Annotated in this window: 19 protein-coding genes; 8 read left to right on the top strand and 11 right to left on the bottom strand. The window is 38.4% G+C overall.

The features are described 5' to 3' along the window. Positions 1–420 precede the first annotated feature (420 nt). Together AC3ANL_RS10650 and AC3ANL_RS10645 are read left to right on the top strand one after the other, a co-directional pair. On the top strand, positions 421–1242 hold the full coding sequence (locus tag AC3ANL_RS10650) for a Cof-type HAD-IIB family hydrolase (protein ID WP_488329181.1): 822 nt from the start codon (positions 421–423) through the stop codon (positions 1240–1242). A gap of 183 nt (positions 1243–1425) precedes the next feature. After that, the gene (locus tag AC3ANL_RS10645) at positions 1426–2184 is read left to right on the top strand and encodes a hypothetical protein (protein WP_488329180.1); all 759 of its coding nucleotides are present in this window, start codon (positions 1426–1428) and stop codon (positions 2182–2184) included. A 53-nt stretch (positions 2185–2237) separates the two neighbouring features. Here the strand turns inward: AC3ANL_RS10645 and AC3ANL_RS10640 are convergent, their stop codons facing one another. From AC3ANL_RS10640 to AC3ANL_RS10610, 7 genes are all read right to left on the bottom strand, one after another. Further along, complete coding sequence (locus tag AC3ANL_RS10640; protein WP_488329179.1) at positions 2238–3173, bottom strand: manganese-dependent inorganic pyrophosphatase; 936 nt, start codon at positions 3171–3173, stop codon at positions 2238–2240. 344 nt (positions 3174–3517) lie between these two features. Beyond that, positions 3518–4291 carry an SDR family oxidoreductase gene (locus AC3ANL_RS10635; RefSeq protein WP_488329178.1) on the bottom strand — a complete coding sequence of 258 codons (774 nt, stop codon included), beginning with the start codon at positions 4289–4291 and terminating at the stop codon, positions 3518–3520. 48 nt (positions 4292–4339) lie between these two features. Then, on the bottom strand, positions 4340–4741 hold the full coding sequence (locus tag AC3ANL_RS10630; RefSeq protein WP_488329177.1) for a MaoC/PaaZ C-terminal domain-containing protein: 402 nt from the start codon (positions 4739–4741) through the stop codon (positions 4340–4342). Next, positions 4738–5187 carry a MaoC family dehydratase N-terminal domain-containing protein gene (locus AC3ANL_RS10625; protein WP_488329176.1) on the bottom strand — a complete coding sequence of 150 codons (450 nt, stop codon included), beginning with the start codon at positions 5185–5187 and terminating at the stop codon, positions 4738–4740. The genes AC3ANL_RS10630 and AC3ANL_RS10625 overlap by 4 nt, the downstream gene beginning before the upstream one ends. A gap of 18 nt (positions 5188–5205) precedes the next feature. Next, entirely contained in the window at positions 5206–5970 is a 765-nt protein-coding gene (locus AC3ANL_RS10620) for a beta-ketoacyl-ACP reductase (protein ID WP_488329175.1), read from the bottom strand. 241 nt (positions 5971–6211) lie between these two features. Beyond that, a complete protein-coding gene (locus AC3ANL_RS10615) occupies positions 6212–6583 on the bottom strand; it encodes a DUF3147 family protein (protein ID WP_488329174.1) in 372 nt (123 codons plus the stop codon). A gap of 18 nt (positions 6584–6601) precedes the next feature. Further along, positions 6602–6961 carry a DUF3147 family protein gene (locus AC3ANL_RS10610; RefSeq protein ID WP_488329173.1) on the bottom strand — a complete coding sequence of 120 codons (360 nt, stop codon included), beginning with the start codon at positions 6959–6961 and terminating at the stop codon, positions 6602–6604. A 284-nt stretch (positions 6962–7245) separates the two neighbouring features. On the opposite strand from AC3ANL_RS10610, the gene AC3ANL_RS10605 reads away from it, so the two are divergent. From AC3ANL_RS10605 to AC3ANL_RS10590, 4 genes are all read left to right on the top strand, one after another. Further along, the gene (locus AC3ANL_RS10605) at positions 7246–7398 is read left to right on the top strand and encodes a YpzG family protein (protein ID WP_488329172.1); all 153 of its coding nucleotides are present in this window, start codon (positions 7246–7248) and stop codon (positions 7396–7398) included. A gap of 265 nt (positions 7399–7663) precedes the next feature. Continuing rightward, positions 7664–8167 carry a GNAT family N-acetyltransferase gene (locus AC3ANL_RS10600; protein WP_488329171.1) on the top strand — a complete coding sequence of 168 codons (504 nt, stop codon included), beginning with the start codon at positions 7664–7666 and terminating at the stop codon, positions 8165–8167. A 51-nt stretch (positions 8168–8218) separates the two neighbouring features. After that, the gene (locus AC3ANL_RS10595) at positions 8219–8473 is read left to right on the top strand and encodes a YpbS family protein (protein ID WP_488329170.1); all 255 of its coding nucleotides are present in this window, start codon (positions 8219–8221) and stop codon (positions 8471–8473) included. Positions 8474–8615: 142 nt separating this feature from the next. Next, positions 8616–10271: a PAS domain-containing sensor histidine kinase gene (locus AC3ANL_RS10590; RefSeq protein ID WP_488329169.1), complete on the top strand. Its 1656-nt coding sequence runs from the start codon at positions 8616–8618 to the stop codon at positions 10269–10271. A gap of 45 nt (positions 10272–10316) precedes the next feature. Here the strand turns inward: AC3ANL_RS10590 and AC3ANL_RS10585 are convergent, their stop codons facing one another. From AC3ANL_RS10585 to AC3ANL_RS10575, 3 genes are read right to left on the bottom strand one after another with little or no spacing between them, the layout of a single operon-like run. Continuing rightward, positions 10317–11423: a GerAB/ArcD/ProY family transporter gene (locus AC3ANL_RS10585; protein WP_488329702.1), complete on the bottom strand. Its 1107-nt coding sequence runs from the start codon at positions 11421–11423 to the stop codon at positions 10317–10319. Positions 11424–11446: 23 nt separating this feature from the next. Then, positions 11447–12652, bottom strand: coding sequence for a Ger(x)C family spore germination protein (locus AC3ANL_RS10580; RefSeq protein WP_488329168.1), 1206 nt, complete (start codon positions 12650–12652; stop codon positions 11447–11449). After that, entirely contained in the window at positions 12649–14256 is a 1608-nt protein-coding gene (locus AC3ANL_RS10575) for a spore germination protein (RefSeq protein ID WP_488329167.1), read from the bottom strand. Before AC3ANL_RS10575 ends, AC3ANL_RS10580 begins: the two co-directional genes overlap by 4 nt. 149 nt (positions 14257–14405) lie before the next feature. On the opposite strand from AC3ANL_RS10575, the gene AC3ANL_RS10570 reads away from it, so the two are divergent. After that, positions 14406–14642: a YczF family membrane protein gene (locus AC3ANL_RS10570; RefSeq protein WP_488329166.1), complete on the top strand. Its 237-nt coding sequence runs from the start codon at positions 14406–14408 to the stop codon at positions 14640–14642. Positions 14643–14701: 59 nt separating this feature from the next. On the opposite strand, the gene AC3ANL_RS10565 is transcribed toward AC3ANL_RS10570, so the two are convergent. Then, positions 14702–14911 carry a hypothetical protein gene (locus AC3ANL_RS10565; protein WP_488329165.1) on the bottom strand — a complete coding sequence of 70 codons (210 nt, stop codon included), beginning with the start codon at positions 14909–14911 and terminating at the stop codon, positions 14702–14704. Positions 14912–15107: 196 nt separating this feature from the next. Here AC3ANL_RS10565 and AC3ANL_RS10560 point away from each other — a divergent pair, with 196 nt between their 5' ends. Then, positions 15108–16055 (top strand): aldo/keto reductase family protein, encoded by a 948-nt coding sequence (locus AC3ANL_RS10560; RefSeq protein WP_488329164.1) that lies wholly within the window; start codon positions 15108–15110, stop codon positions 16053–16055. Positions 16056–16187: the final 132 nt, after the last annotated feature.

Raw genomic sequence — 16187 nt, 5'->3', positions numbered from 1 at the left:
TTCGTTTCTCTATATGAAACAACCATTTTTTTTTTGCAACTTAACTCCAACCTATTTAAAAACAACAAGGTTCCTTGCCCACCTTGTTGTTCAACGCTCTCTCGATTCAAAAATAAAAACATTATTTCCGGAATGTGAATATAAAAAATTCATAAAATCTAAATTTTCTCTTCCCCTTTTGAATTTTTTCGCTATATTCCCCACTATAGTGCAACAGGGTTTATCATTATGAAACAAATATCTAATGTTACTCTATTGATTGATAAAAGACACCGATGCACATAATTGCTCACCTTCATTATTGCAATTCACAATATTTTTTTGATGCAATCTATAATTGGATTCAATTGTTATAAGTTTTTTTCCTAGAGTTATAGTAAGATGAGGTAAGAATATTTGTAAAGAAAGGAATCATCAAGAATGACTTATAAAATGATTGTATTAGATTTAGATGATACGTTATTGCAAGACGACCATACGATTTCTCCCCGCACGAAGCAGGCCTTAATGGAGGCTCAGGAAATGGGAGTAAAAGTAGTTTTAGCATCTGGGCGCCCAACATCTGCAATGATAGACATTGCTGAAGAGCTTCGTTTAAAGGAATACGGAAGCTTTATCCTTTCTTTTAATGGGGCAAAAATTACAAATTGCCAAACAGGTGAAGAGCTTTTTAGCAGCACCTTATCACCAAAGACGGTTCACTATTTATACGAATTAAGTCAACGTGAAGATGTTTGGATTCATACGTATGTGGGAGACCTAATTGTAACCGAAGCAGGAAACCAATACACCAATATTGAAAGAGAGATAACTGGACTGGAAATTGTTGAAGTTGATAGCTTTGTAGATTATGTGACAGATCCAGTGGTCAAAGTGTTAATGCTTGAAGCCCCTGAAAAACTTGCCAATATAGAAAAAAGGCTTCAACAAGAGTTAGCTGGTAAACTAAGTGTCACGCGCTCTAAACCGTTCTTTTTGGAGTTTACCGAGGAAGGTGTAACAAAAGGAACAAGCCTTCATCATTTAATTGGACAACTTGGCATTAAGCGTGAGGAAGTCATTGCCATGGGAGATAGCTATAACGACTTAGCGATGATTGAGTTTGCTGGCCTTGGTGTGGCGATGGGCAATGCACCTGAAGATATTAAAGAAAAGTCGGACTATGTGACCGATACGAATATGAATGACGGAGTGGCAAAGGTCGTAGAAAAGTTCATCTTGAAAACTCCACAGCTAGTTTAAATCAATTATTCAATCCCCTCAAAACGCTTGGCATGTACCAAGCGTTTTTTGCTTATTTTAATAATGTTTATAGTCCCGTTCTTTTACAAGCTTTTTCAAATGATCCCTAGCCCATTCATGTCCCCTGTTTTGTTTTGAAGCATAAACTATTACAAGTAAAAATTAACAAAGGCGGTGTGTGATATGGGATTATTTATCAATAACAATCAGCATCCGAATGTTTTTAAGAATAATGAGAAACTGAATGAACCAAATCAAATATTTTCACGGCATGATTTCCTAACTGACCTAATGAATGAACAGCAAAAAGCCAATCTAGCCCTTAAACAAGCATTTCATGAGCTTCAATTGCGCTATGAACACCAGGAGAAAGCCCAAAATAATCATTGGAAACATGTAGACCATCAGCTTTATGATTTGAAAAATAGTACTGAACAAAAAAAAGACTTTGATAACCAAATGGTACAAAAATTACAAATCATTTATGAGAAAAATGCACATTTAGAGGCCCTTTTAGAAAAAGAAGCATTGATCAAACAATCATTAATCAATCAGGTCAGTCAATTAAATAAATCCTATCAGGGTATTGCAAGCAAATGGGAGCAGACCGATGAGTCGAATCATCAGCTTTCAGTGCAAATGAATGAACAGCTTAACATGCAAAAAGAGGCAGCTGAGAAATTGTCCAAACAAGAGGAGTTTCAAGATGGAGTGTTAAAGCGTCTTGACCATCAGGAAGCATTACTAGACAAAGTAGCCCGTCAAATGAATCACATTCGCTCCATTCTTTTTGAACGGACCAATTATCTAGCTGCCAGAATAGACGATGGATATAAATTGACCTCCTCCTATGTCTATAAATTGATGACCGGTTCCGATCAACCATTAACCTTTTTCATGATGAATCAGAAAAAAGAAGAAAATCAAAAGCAATTAGAGTAGGTGGTAACTAAACTGAAAACCGTCCATGCACATTAGCATGAACGGTTTCTTTATTAAATACCTTTATTAAAAATATCTGTTAAGATTGGAACGATTTGTTTTTTGCGGGAAACAACGCCCTTTAAGGTTGCTGTGTTATTAGAAAGGGTAACATTGTACGCTTCTTCGACCGCAGCCTTTTTGCTTCCTAGAGCTAAACCAACTGAATCATTTGTTAAAATATCCGTTACAACAAATAAGAATAAATCTAGGTTCTTTTCTGCAATAATATTCGAAATAGCTGCTTCTAATTCAGCTTGTCTTTCAAGCACATCAGCCGTGTCAACTACATTGACTTGTGCAATCTCTACTTTACTTGAGCCCATTTCAAATCCTTTAGCATCAAGGCTTAGAAGTTCATCAATGGTTTTATCACGAACATCTGCACCTGCTTTAAGCATTTCCAAACCATAGCTTTCTGCATCCACACCAGCAATTTCAGCTAGTTCACGTGCAGCGGCAACGTCTTCAGGTGTACACGTTGGTGATTTGAATAATAAAGAATCAGAAATAATTGCAGATAGCATTAGACCAGCAATTTCTTTCTTAATTTCTTTGCCGTTTTCTTTATACATTTTATTAAGAATGGTTGCTGTGCAGCCAACAGGCTCGCAGCGGTAATATAATGGATCGCTTGTTTCAAAATTAGCAATCCGGTGGTGGTCAATAACCTCGAGGACGCGAACATCAGCGATATCATTGGCACTTTGTTGGCGCTCGTTATGGTCAACAAGAATAACAGAATTAACTTCAGCGGCTACTGCTTCCACTAAGCGTGGAGTCTCAGCATGAAATTGGTTTAGCGCGAATTGTGTTTCACCATTAATTTGTCCTAAGCGAACTGGCTCCACATCTATGCCTAATTGTGTTTTCAAATCTGCATACGCAATCGCAGAACAGATCGTATCGGTGTCAGGATTTTTATGACCAAAAATAAGTACTTTTTCCATTTGACTACTCCCAATCGTTTGAAATTATGTAGGACAGCCTCAACTGCCTGAGTATGACCCTAACGAAAATTATATATGATTCTGTTAAAGGATTCAAAAAAAATATTTAAGATCCATTTTAAACAGCAAATTTTTCACTTAAAAAGTGCAACAAAACAAAGGATCATAACCCATAACCCCAATAATAAATGGAATGATAATATTAGTCTTCGCAAGTTGGAGTGAGTTATCCGCTAGTTAGCTCACTTCATCCGCAAGTCAAAGCGGTTTATCCGCAAATTAACTCACTCCATCCGAAAATTGAATCACCTTAACCACTAGTTAGCTCCATTTTCTCAAAAAAATCACATCGCATGTGCACCGCCGTCAACCACGACAATATCTCCAGTCACAAAATCTGAAGCAGGCGATGCTAAAAATAACGCTACACCTTTAATATCGGTGTCTGAGCCAAATTTCCGCAATGGCGTTTCTTCAAGAATGGCCTCTCCACCATGATCCAGCACGCCTTTTGACATTTTTGTTGGGAAGAATCCTGGGGCTATCGCATTCACGTAAATTCCCTGTGGTCCCCATTTCACAGCTAAATCTTTTGTAAAAGTAATAACAGCGCCCTTACTAGTGTTATAGCCAATCGCATTCATATAGTTAGGATTGCTGCCCTGTAAGCCGGCAACCGAGGCAATATTAATGATTTTTCCAGACTTTTGTTCGAGCATGACTCTTCCAACCGCTTGGGACATTAAAAATGTACCTGTTACATTTACATTCATGACCTTTTGCCAAGCCTCTAGCGGCATCTCCTCCACTGGAGCTCCCCAAGAGACACCGCTGTTGTTAACAAGAATGTCAATCCGGCCAAATTTTTTAACAGTCCGTTCGACGACGTTTCTTACGTCCTCGGGATTGGAAACATCACATTTAAGGGCAAAGCTTTCAACCCCAAGCTTTTTTAACCCTTCGCTTACTTCTTCACACGCTTCAAGTTTTCTTGAACAAACCACTACATTGGCTCTTGCCTCAGCAAATCCTTCGGCAATTTGCTGGCCAAGCCCCCTGCCTCCGCCTGTTACAATCGCAACTTTGCCGGTTAAATCAAATAACTGTTTTACATGCATCCGAATACCCCCTATTAAAGTTCAAAAAGGATAGAGCCATTCATGGCATTAATATTGGTGAAAGACGACCTCTCCCTTCAAAACTTCGCTTCCTTGTTGGTTAACCGCTTGGACACTAAAGTACAAATTGTGATCCTGTTTTTCTTTTAATGTCGCTTTAAGCGTTACTAGATCATTTAAAAACACCATGCCTTTAAAGCGAATGGAGTAATCCTGTACAAAACCTTCTTGATAATATTCTGTGAAAAGCTTTGCCAAATTGCCCATTGTCCACATACCGTGGGCGATAATCCCAGGTAAACCAGCTTTTTTCGCTTCTTCATCGATTGTATGAATCGGGTTAAAATCTCCTGATGCACCAGAGTATTTAATGAGGTCCATTCTAGAGACGGGCTCGAGTTGAACTTCTGATAAAGATTCACCAACTTGTAATTGTGTTAGTGTACTCACTTTACCAACTCCTTCCTTACCGCTTCCGAGATGACGATCGTTGAGGTTGAACTGAAAATGAGTTTGCCTGCCTCATCCTCGCCAAAGCTTTCAAGAACAAGGAATCCCATTTCCCCGAAGTTTCCTTTTTTCTCAAAGTAATTCTTAACTTTTGAATAGCAGTACACCTCTTCACCGACCAATAATGGCCGTTCATAATGAAAGGTTTGTTCCCCATGTATCAGCCCTTTAGACGGCAGGTTCAATCCCTCAAACACACCATAATCAAAAATCCTCGGAAAAGTTGGTGGAGCAATATTTGTTTTGTATCTGGAAAGCCAGGCCGTGTCTTCATCAAAATAGATGGGGTGAAGGTCATCAATGGCTTCCGCAAATTTCTTGACAGCGCCTCTTTCAACAGCATTCTTCACCTTATTCGATTGTTTGCCGATTTGATCTTTAAACAATTAACTTCACCTCATTTATTAACATTTTGGTCCGCCCGCAACATAAATGACTTGCCCATTCACAAACGATGATTTCTCATCTGCAAAGAAGGCAACAGCATTGGCGATATCAGCAGGCTTCCCGCTTCTTCCGACTGGAATAGCGGCCACACTTGCTTGAATTAATTGCTCAAATGGAACACCGATTCTGGCTGCTGTTTCTTTGGTCATTTCTGTTTCAATAAAGCCCGGGGCTACGGAGTTTGCGGTGATTCCATATTTCCCCAACTCAATGGCTAGTGTTTTCGTAAATCCTTGTAAGCCAGCTTTTGCCGCTGCATAATTGGCCTGACCGCGATTTCCCAGTGCTGACGTAGAGGAAATATTGATAATTCGGCCATATTTTTGTTCGACCATATATTTTTGGACAGCACGAGCGGTATTAAACGAGCCTTTTAGATGTACATCCATCACCGTCTGCCAATCTGAATCGGTCATTTTGAATAAGAGGTTATCGCGGATCACACCTGCATTATTAACAAGCACATCAACCGATCCAAATGCCTCATAAACTTCCTTAACCGCACTTTCTACCTGCTCTGCATCAACCACATTGGCGGCCTTCGCATAAACATCATAGCCTTTTTCTCTTAGTTCGCATGTAGTTTCATTTAATGTCTCTTCATTTAAATCAATGAAAGCTACCTTTGCCCCTTCTTGCGCAAAAAGTTCAACAATCCCTTTTCCAATTCCACGGCTTCCACCTGTTACAAATGCAACTCTCCCAGCAAATCTACCTGTCATTTCTATTCCTCCTGATTTTAAAATAAACAATACTCTATTCTAGATAGCGCTTACAATTTACCTTTTTTAAAAATATGCAAGCGTAAGTTAAAAAATACCTACCGGTTGGTATGTTAGTTTTATTTTATTCCGAAATTTCAGATAATACAAGCTTATGTTTATTATTTTCCCTATTAAAAATGAGGTTGTCCCTAAACAAAGGGGCCAGACCCTTTGATTGAGACAGCCTCATTTTGGATGATTATATGTGACGAATCGCTTTTCTAGCGATGCGCTCTTTTATAGTGGAGATGGTAATTGAACTTACTAGCCATGAAATTAATCCTATTGCAATACTAAAAATCCAATTGTCAGTTGTTTGCAAAGAAAAAAGAACAGCGATCACACATATAATTCCGCCCATCATTCCATAAACAGAACCTCTCGCAATATTAGTTGCTTTTTTCGTTCCGGAGGCTATGCCCACCATAATAACTGCTGTCAGCATAACAGCCGGGAAAGCAGCAAATATACCGGCAAGAATCTTCCATGGAGAAATGACGGTAATAAGATAACTGATGGAAACTGCTGCACCGCCAAGTAGAAAACGAACAAATAAATCTTGTTTATTCATGTTGTCACCTTTTTTCATTTAATAGGATGTAATAAATACAACGATTATCGAGACAGTAAGCCAACATGCCATTGCATGCAGGATCCCTCGTTTCCAGCCGAACTTTGGAAGAAGATAGCCTGCAATTAGGGCAACTAGTATATTAATGGCCATTCCAAAAATGGCTCCTCTTGATAGCATGATTGAATGAGAAATGAGTTGTCCACCATGAAAATCGAGTCCAATTGTAAGTAATGCTGCAAGATATACGGCAGGAAATGCTGCAAATATTCCGCCTGCTTTATCACCTAATTTTTTAGATACAATGGTACAAGCAACAACAGCCAAACCTCCCAAAAGGAATCGGATGAGCAGTGCACTTAAAGATAAATGAGCCATTTGTTTTTCGCCTCTTTTTTTGTGTCAACAAGATGTTATTTTACTAACGTGAATTGTCTCACAAAGTAATTTATGTATTCATTTTACATCACTTACGTGAACATTCATGTGAACTTTTTATTACTATTTTCGAAGCGGTTTCATCTTTTAGATTAAACGATTCCAACTTTTTTCAAGCGTCTTTTATGATAAGTAATGACTATTTTCTATACTTTTTACAAATGATAAAGGTGATATTCAAACCGAATATCGTCGTTTCAAATCCTATGATGAGGTGATTGTTGATGAGCTACAGAGAACAATTAGATCCACACTCAGAGCTTTTTCATCACACTTTTACGAGCCCGAAGCATCAAAAAGCACAGGTAAACGGGCAGACTCGACTGTCGCAAGACAAGATCATCTTAAGGAGCAATGCCAAGGCCCATCGCTGGTAGGAGTCCTGGCATAAGAAACGAAAATGGATGTAAAGAAAAATTACATCCATGAAAAGAAAGACTCTTTTCTCGATCCAAATGTCGAGGAAGGGTCTTTCTTTATTAAGTAAGAATTTATAAGTAATGACATTGAGAATTGTCTAGCTTCAGCGCTAAACAGGCGCTTGCACTTTTCTTTTTCAGATTTAACTTTATATTGAAAATATCTACTTGAAACGATATCATAAATTCTAATGACATTACATAACTGGAGTGGACTACAAATATGTTTGAAGCTGTGATAATTAGAGATGCAGAAATAAAGGACATGCCGTTCATTATAGATATATACAATTCCACGATTCCTGGCAGAATGGTGACAGCAGATTTAGAGCCTGTCACAGTCGAAAGTCGGATGCAGTGGTTTGATGATCATTCTCCTACTTTTCGCCCATTATGGGTTGTCGAAATGAATGACAGGATCTGCGGATGGGTTAGCTTTCAATCGTTTTATGGCAGACCTGCCTATAATGCCACTGCTGAAATCAGTATTTATATACATGATGATTTTCGCGGAAAAAGACTAGGTAAATACCTTATTCAAAAAGCAATCGATGCCTGTCCTAAACTTAAAATCAAGACGTTGCTCGGCTTTATTTTTGGCCATAATGAACCAAGTTTGAAATTATTCCAAAGCTTTGGTTTTGAGAAGTGGGCTCACCTACCGAAAGTTGCAGAATTAGATGGGGTTGAACGAGATTTACTAATTCTTGGAAAAAGGGTAGGATAGCCCCTCACCACAATGAAAAATCAAATACATAAAATGAATGGAGTGGAACACATGAGCGTCCATAAAGAAATAACTGAACATGTAAATAAACAAAACAAAAAAATAAATGATTTTCTTTTTCTTGATCAACAACGAGAATTTTATATAGAAGAAGCCATAACACTTTGCAAAGAAGGAAAAGCGTTTACGACGGATAAAATTAACGCTGTTACCAGTCAAATAAATGCTCTTGCAAGACAAGGTATCATCCCTACTCGTAAGATAGTAACAGTTGAGATGGTCAAAGAGTTCGCAATGAAATCCTAGGATTCACCAATAATCAATTGTAATAAATAGGAAATCAGCCTTATATGATTCCAAAAATATTATTTTTCTTGTATTATAAATAGGAAGAAAACTGTTTTTATTACTTTTGGATACCTCGTTTCCTAAAAGACTGGAGATTTACATGGATAAAAAAAAGCTAGTCTTCCTTTATTTCATCAGCAGTATTATTTGGATTTATGGATCTAACTATCTCATTCACCAGTTCGTACCAACTCCCTTTATTCCGATGATCGAAAGGTCAAAAGAGATTTTTTATATTCTCGTTACAGGGGGATTCATTTATTTTTTTATTGCTAAACAAGAAGAGCTAAATGTGTCTATAGATGACAAAAAACGGCTGTCAACCCTGATTAATTCGATGGTTGACTTTGTGAATTTTAAAGATGGTGACGGTAGATGGATTGAAGCGAATGATTTTGGTTTGAAATTGTTTCAGCTGGAACATGTCGATTATCGTGGAAAAAAGGACTCTGAATTAGCCAACTTTTCTGATTTTTACGCTGATGCTCTTAGGTACTGTGAAGTTTCAGATGAGCAGACATGGGAAAATAAAGAAATAACTCGGATAGAAGAAGTCCTTCCTATTCCAAATGGTTCATTTAAAACGTTTGATACCATTAAAGTTCCTTTATTCAATCCTGATGGCAGCAGAAAAGGGTTAGTGATTATTGGCCGTGACATTACTGAAAAAAAAGAAATGGCCAAGCAACTTGCTGAAAGCCAGCAACAATATAAATCTTTATTTGAATATAGTCCTGATATCGTTTATATATTGGATCTAGAAGGTAAAATAACAAATCTAAATTCCCAATTTGATGTCATTACAGGTTTTAATCGGACAGAAATGATTGGAAAAAACATTAAAACTTTATTACCGAAAAGGTATAAAAGATTTTTATTACGTTTTTTCTCTTCGGTTGTAGAAGAAGGAAAACCAGTTATGTACGAAATCAACATCGCAAATGTAACCGGAAATTTCATAACCCTGCAATGCACTTCCCTTCCGATTATCATCAATGGAAAGATTGCCGGAGTCATTGGTTATGGAAAAGATGTGACCACCCTCCGGAAGACGGAGGAACGGTTACGAAGAACAGAAAAACTTTCTGTTGTTGGCGAATTATCTGCAAGTATTGCACATGAAATTCGAAATCCTTTAACATCATTAAAAGGGTTTGTCCAGCTTCTCCAAATGGATGACCAAAAACATCAATATTATTATCGAATCATGCTTGATGAATTAGATCGTATTAACCACATTGTTGGTGAACTGTTACTTTTAGCCAAGCCCCAGCATCTTAAATTTTCTAAGGCGGCTCTTCAAAATCTCTTAAATGATGTCATTTCGTTATTAAATACAGAAGCTATTTATTATAATGTTCAGATAAATTCATTTTTTCCTGAAGAAAACATCTACATTGAATGCGAGCCAAACCAGCTTAAACAAGTATTTATAAATATCATTAAAAATGCCATCGAGGCTTCTGAAAAAGGTGGAATGGTAGCAATCAGTTTAAAGGTATTAGACAATGAGGCCCTGATTACTGTTAAAGACAATGGCTGTGGGATTTCAAAGGAACGATTAGAAAAAATTGGTGAACCTTTTTACTCTTCGAAGGAAAAAGGAACTGGCCTAGGCTTAACTGTTAGCTTTAACATTATTCAAACCCACAAGGGCACGATTCGATTTGACAGTCAAAAAAACCAAGGAACCTCGGTTCAAATATACCTGCCGATTAAGCAGGATCACCGGAAGACAGCTAACGTAAATATTTAAGGATGAAACTGCCTTTTGGGATATCCCTAGGCAGTTTTTACTATCTTATAACGAACCCGCCTTTTTTTTTCGATTTCGAAAAAAAGCTATGATTAGTAAAAGAGTGGGAATGATGATCTGAAAGGGCCAGTGTAAATAAATCGGAACGATTTTTAGCCCCTCCTTTATATGTTCAGCATAATTAGAAGCAATAGTCACAGAAGCAAATAAAATGATGGCCCCCATAGGAAGACTCAGTTTATTTCGGTCTTTGAAATTAAAAATATCGGCCGCCCCAACGACAGCTGCATAATAATATAAGGTGATTTTAAAAAAACCACCCACTACTAGATATAACATAAATAACACGTCTAAACGCTCAATAAAATCCGCTAACCTTATTTTGCTAACAGTCGATAATAAGGGGAAATTGGCTCGAACAAACAAATCAGGCCCTAGGGCAGCAACATTAATGACTGCTGTTATGGTAATATTGATCCCCGCTAGAATCATCCCTCCCAGAACAACAAGCTTAACTTTTTTTTGATCATTTACAAATGGGAGCAGCATCGTAAACACGATCATTTCTCCAAACGGGAAGGTAATGGTTTCGCCAAGAACTGTTTTCATTACGGGCATCCAGCCATTTTCAAGGACGGGCCGAAGATTCTCCAAGTGGATTAACCCTGAGATAATCACTAATGCGAAGCCAACTACCGCTACGAAATAAATGACGAGAAAAAAAAGCTCACCCACCCTTGCGATGACTTCAAAGCCCTTGTGAATGGCATAGATAATCGTGAAAATCATTAAGCAATTGATGACGATTAAAGGGGTTACAGTATAAATGGTGGTCGTTAATAATTCACCAAAGTCTCGTAACACCCTAGCCGCACAATATAGGAAATAGACAACGTATAAGAATCCAATGACACGCCCCATCCATTTTCCAACAATTTTTTGAGCATAGCTTGTAAAGGGGAGCTCAGGATAATATAAAAATAATTTATAGTAAACGAGAAAAAGAACCAGCCCCCCTGCCAAACCCAACAAAATGGTAATCCATGCATCCTGTTTCGCCTGCCCTCCTAAACCTACGAGAATGGCACTACCCATCTCGAACAGCACTACTAAGACAAATAGTTGACTAGCCTTAATTTTTTCCATTTCTATACACTCCCCCCTTTCCAAAAGATTTATTTCTCTAACGTTGACCAAAACGGTATTGTCCGAATTCCTTCTCGCCGGATATATAAATCTACTTCGACATTGACCTTTAAGGCAGCAAATTCTTCTGGCCAATTTCCTTTCAATTGTTTCCATAATTCAGGATCCGCTAAGTGGACTTTTTGACCGAACCCGAAGATATCACTTTTTTGCCGTTGAGCTGCTTTCACTGAGGCTAGTACTTGCTTCCTAGCTTCTTTTTCAACTAAATTTTCAATTTTTTGAATTACGGCTGGATCTGCCAAATCAATAGCTGTATTGGCTTCAGAAATCCATCCTTCACTTTCAATCGCAATATTAATAATTGGTTTTTGATTAATTATGCGTGCTGAGACTTTGGTTTTCGAACGTATCGGCGCAACGGTTAACGCATCTTTTTTCCCATTCCAGTTAACATTGACATTAGTACTCTTTAACTTATCTAGAATCCAGACCACCCCCCGCGCTTTGTCGTTCGAAATCCAGCCATGCAATTTCCCATTTTTAAAAACAGCAAGCCCATCGGATGATAGATATGCGTCTGTTGTTGTTTTTTGAAGGTTTTCTGCCTTTCTAGCTTTTGGTTTATTCCCAACAAGCTTGTAACCATTTAAAATGGGTTGCTTCCCTTTACTAATTAACCCAGTTAAAAAATCATCGATATTGATACTCATATTTTCTCCCAGCATACTTTCTGCTGACCTGATTTGTTTTGTTATTTTAGTAACTGGAAGTTTATCAAGAATCGTAAGTGTCGTTACTATTTCCTCTGCTGTGCAACCCCTCGTAATAATTAATTCTGTAGTTGTTCGAAATTCAGGGTCGCGGTCCAAAGCATCCATTATATACAGCATGCTTTCTTTGGCTACTTCTTCACTGACAACTACAACATTGGTATGTGCATAGTATAGTCGTCTAGAAACCTTTTTGGTTGCGTTTCTAGCGGCTTCCGTTAGGGTGTCCCCTGAACTTTTATAAACAGCGATTGGCAAACCTTGTCCGCCCCCGGTTTGGCCCGGCGCCACATTTGCAGGATTAACAAGTTGAAAAGAAACCTCAAACTTTTTATCCTTGCCTTTATCAATCCCCATGGCCATCACAAAGGCTAAATCGGTCAGTTCCTTTTGATTCCAGCAGGCACTTAACAGTGGTAAAAGCATGACAATTATGGACAGCATGATACCATTCTTGTTCATGACTGCTCACCTTTATTGGATGGACCCTCATCTGATTTAGGAGGTCCTGGCTTTTGATGTTCTCCAGTCCTGTTCAGATTTCCTTTACTAATAAATGGAGGTCTTTTCTTTAACGCCCAAAGGGGAAAACGAACAAATGCGTCTTGTTGGTTACTAATATTTAATGGAGCTAAAGGCATCATGTATGGGATTCCGAAAGAGCGAAGTGAGCATAGATGAATCACCATAAACATGACCCCAAGCATCATTCCATAAAAACCTAACATCGTTGCTAGTCCCATCAGAACAAATCGGATTAGCCTGGCCGCGATCGCCATGGCAAAAATAGGTGTTGAAAAATTTGCAATCGCAGTAATTGAAACCACGATAACCATTACAGGCGAAACAAACCCAGCTTGTACAGCAGCCTGGCCAATGACAAGTGCTCCAACAATTGAAACGGCCTGACCGACGGCACGTGGCAGTCGCAGACCGGCCTCCCTCAAGATTTCAAAGGTTACTTCCATAATTAACGCCTCCACAAACGCAGGAAACGGAACACTTTCCCGTTGGGCTGCAATCGCAATGGCCATTGTGGTGGGAATCATTTCTTGATGGAAGGTAGTGGCCGCAATATAGACAGCTGGACCCATAAGTGCGATTAAAAAAGACAATATTCTTAATAACCTGATACCTGTTGAGATATCAAAACGGGAGTAATAATCATCCGGTGCCTGAAAAAACTGAATAAATATCGCCGGGGCAGTAAGGACAAATGGGGTCCCATCAACAATAATGGCAATTCTCCCTTCAAGGAGCTGCGATGAAACGACATCTGGCCTTTCCGTATGAAAGGTGGTTGGAAATGTTGTCCAGGTCTGGTCTTCGATTAATTGTTCAATATATCCCGAAGCAATAATACCATCAATATCGATCCGATTTAGTCTCTCTTTTATCTCAGAAACAATTTTTTCATTGGCAATTCCTTTTATATACATAAGGGCAATATCCGTTTGTGATACCTTTCCAATTTTCATGGATTCCATCCATAAATTAGGGCTTTTTAATCTTCGTCTTATTAATGCTGTATTTGTTCGAAGTGTTTCCGTAAAGGAGTCCTTTGGTCCCCTTATCGATAATTGTGTGGAGGGTTCAGTAATCGCTCGCTTTTCCCATCCCTTCGTTTCACCACTGATTGCCTTCTGGCAGCCATCTAAAAAAATGATCGTATTACCTGAAAGGATGGAATCATATACTTGATTCCAATTATTGACGGTTGAGACGCTTCCTAATGCCACAGCATGGTCCAAAACATATTGAAAAATATCGATTCGGTCGAGAATGATTTCTGTCTCCATCATTGGTTCTAAAAGAAAATCACTGACTACTTTACTGTCTGCTAATCCATCTACATATACTAATGCACCTTTATAACTGTTCACATTGAATTCTCGAATAATAATATCCGCACTTTTTCCAAACTCTTCATTGATCCGTTTAATATTTTCTTTAAAATCCCTAAGTATAGGCAAATCTTCCGGTTTAAGAGGATCTTGTTGTTGTCTATAATTATCATTTTGCCTCTTTTTTTTCTTTTTTTTCAATATGTTCGATAAAATCGGCAAAATTATCCACCACTCATCCTAAAGATTGATATGGCTATTTTCCCCAATTAACACGCAAATATCCACTTATGAGAGAAACTTCTTAAACTATAGTATAAGGAGGTCTTATTCATAAAATACTATTGATAATGTGGAATGAAGGTGAAATAATGAAGCAGTTCTTCGTTGTACTATTACTGGCAGGTGGAATGCTTTCAATCATTATCATTTTAGATATACTTATGGGAACAAGCCCTAGTGGAGTTATTTGGAAATCAATTAATCCTTTTCGGGTAATGGAACCTGCTGAATATATGATTATTTTTTTATTTGGCTTGTTTTTTCTTATTAATGCATCCAGTTCCTACCTTAAAAAGAAACGGAAGAACAAATCACCTGCAAATTAACAAAACGCATCATTAAGAACATTACATTGCTTCTATTATTAAAAAAGAAAAAGAGCTCCTCAAAGTGAGCTCTTTTCCTTATCCTCTTCACGATTCACACTATGCTTTTTCCTTGTAAAGAAAGCTATGACTGATGAAAATCCGTCCTTCCATTTTTTTCTAAGAGCATTTTTTTCTCCATATATGTATCGATTCCAAACATAATAGACTATTTCCTCCCCCACTACAAGCAAAAGGAAAAGGGCAATAATCATCAACCAAACTGACATTCCAAGAACCCCTTTTCGTTTGGATTATTCATCTTATTCCAAAAACTAAAAAAGAAGTACAGCCTAACATAAAATTCTATTTTACTAGAATGATTCTATTTTAATAGTATCAAAAATCATCCTAATATGTAGACAATTTGCCAAATAATGTGTATTTTTATTTTGTGCCACTAATTTTTTTAGAGGAGAGGATTTTATGGAATACCGCCGATTAGGAAAGACAGGCTTAAAGGTCAGTGAAATCAGCTTGGGAAGCTGGCTTACATACGGAGGTTATGTCGAAGAGCAAAATGCTGCCGCCTCCATTGACAAAGCCTACGACCTAGGTGTTAATTTTTTTGATACCGCCAATGTTTACATGCGCGGAGAAGCGGAAGTTGTTGTAGGTAAAGCTTTAAAGAAATACGTACGTGATTCCTATGTACTTGCAACCAAAGTATTCTGGCCGATGGGCGATGGACCTAATGACCGTGGACTATCTCGTAAACATATCATTGAACAGTGTAATGCAAGTTTAAAACGTCTAAACACTGATTATGTTGACATTTATTATTGTCATCGTTTTGACCCTGAAACTCCACTTGAAGAAACATTACGGGCCCTTGACGATCTTGTCCGTCAAGGGAAAGTCCTCTATGTCGGTGTAAGTGAGTGGACAGCTGAACAAATTACCGAAGCTGTTCATCTGGCTGATAAAAAACTTCTGGATCGAATCGTCGTGAATCAACCGCAATACAGCATGCTGCAACGTTATATTGAAAAAGAAGTGCTCCCTGTTTCTGAAAAGCATGGAATCGGCCAGGTTGTATGGTCACCGCTTGCACAAGGAGTATTAACAGGCAAATATAAAAAAGGCGAAAAAGCTCCTGCGGGCAGCCGGGCAGCCCAAGAAAAATACAATAATGGCCTGTTTGGTTTGTTAACCGATGAAAATCTTGATCGTGTGGAGCTTTTGAAAGAAGTTGCTGCTGAAAATCAACTCTCGCTCGCCAATCTTGCCCTTGCCTGGATCTTAAGACAAAGCAATGTTGCCAGTGCATTGGTGGGAGCAAGCCGCCCTGAGCAAGTTGAGGAAAACGTTAAAGCCTCCGGTGTGAAATTGACTGAAGAAACAGTTGCTAGAATTGAAGATATTTTAAGATAAGAAAAGCGAAAGCGCCCTGGTCAGCGGCGTATGGCCTGGAGCGCTCCAACTGAGATAAAGGAAACACTAAGAGCCGGAGGCGATTCGATGTTGACTTATCGTAGGGCGGAGAGCGAAGGACACTAGCCGCTA

The organism is Neobacillus sp. DHD-1R, assembly GCF_057747995.1.
This window is presented reverse-complemented; position numbering and strand designations above follow the sequence as displayed.

What these genes read in the sequence shown, in the direction of transcription:
- AC3ANL_RS10580 (WP_488329168.1), bottom strand. Translation starts at nt 12,652, where the DNA reads ATGAACAAGAATGGTATCATGCTGTCCATAATTGTCATGCTTTTACCA.
- AC3ANL_RS10635 (WP_488329178.1), bottom strand. Translation starts at nt 4,291, where the DNA reads ATGCATGTAAAACAGTTATTTGATTTAACCGGCAAAGTTGCGATTGTA.
- AC3ANL_RS10600 (WP_488329171.1), top strand. Translation starts at nt 7,664, where the DNA reads ATGTTTGAAGCTGTGATAATTAGAGATGCAGAAATAAAGGACATGCCG.
- AC3ANL_RS10640 (WP_488329179.1), bottom strand. Translation starts at nt 3,173, where the DNA reads ATGGAAAAAGTACTTATTTTTGGTCATAAAAATCCTGACACCGATACG.
- AC3ANL_RS10620 (WP_488329175.1), bottom strand. Translation starts at nt 5,970, where the DNA reads ATGACAGGTAGATTTGCTGGGAGAGTTGCATTTGTAACAGGTGGAAGC.
- AC3ANL_RS10595 (WP_488329170.1), top strand. Translation starts at nt 8,219, where the DNA reads ATGAGCGTCCATAAAGAAATAACTGAACATGTAAATAAACAAAACAAA.
- AC3ANL_RS10590 (WP_488329169.1), top strand. Translation starts at nt 8,616, where the DNA reads ATGGATAAAAAAAAGCTAGTCTTCCTTTATTTCATCAGCAGTATTATT.
- AC3ANL_RS10560 (WP_488329164.1), top strand. Translation starts at nt 15,108, where the DNA reads ATGGAATACCGCCGATTAGGAAAGACAGGCTTAAAGGTCAGTGAAATC.
- AC3ANL_RS10615 (WP_488329174.1), bottom strand. Translation starts at nt 6,583, where the DNA reads ATGAATAAACAAGATTTATTTGTTCGTTTTCTACTTGGCGGTGCAGCA.
- AC3ANL_RS10610 (WP_488329173.1), bottom strand. Translation starts at nt 6,961, where the DNA reads ATGGCTCATTTATCTTTAAGTGCACTGCTCATCCGATTCCTTTTGGGA.
- AC3ANL_RS10645 (WP_488329180.1), top strand. Translation starts at nt 1,426, where the DNA reads ATGGGATTATTTATCAATAACAATCAGCATCCGAATGTTTTTAAGAAT.
- AC3ANL_RS10650 (WP_488329181.1), top strand. Translation starts at nt 421, where the DNA reads ATGACTTATAAAATGATTGTATTAGATTTAGATGATACGTTATTGCAA.
- AC3ANL_RS10565 (WP_488329165.1), bottom strand. Translation starts at nt 14,911, where the DNA reads ATGTCAGTTTGGTTGATGATTATTGCCCTTTTCCTTTTGCTTGTAGTG.
- AC3ANL_RS10570 (WP_488329166.1), top strand. Translation starts at nt 14,406, where the DNA reads ATGAAGCAGTTCTTCGTTGTACTATTACTGGCAGGTGGAATGCTTTCA.
- AC3ANL_RS10605 (WP_488329172.1), top strand. Translation starts at nt 7,246, where the DNA reads ATGAGCTACAGAGAACAATTAGATCCACACTCAGAGCTTTTTCATCAC.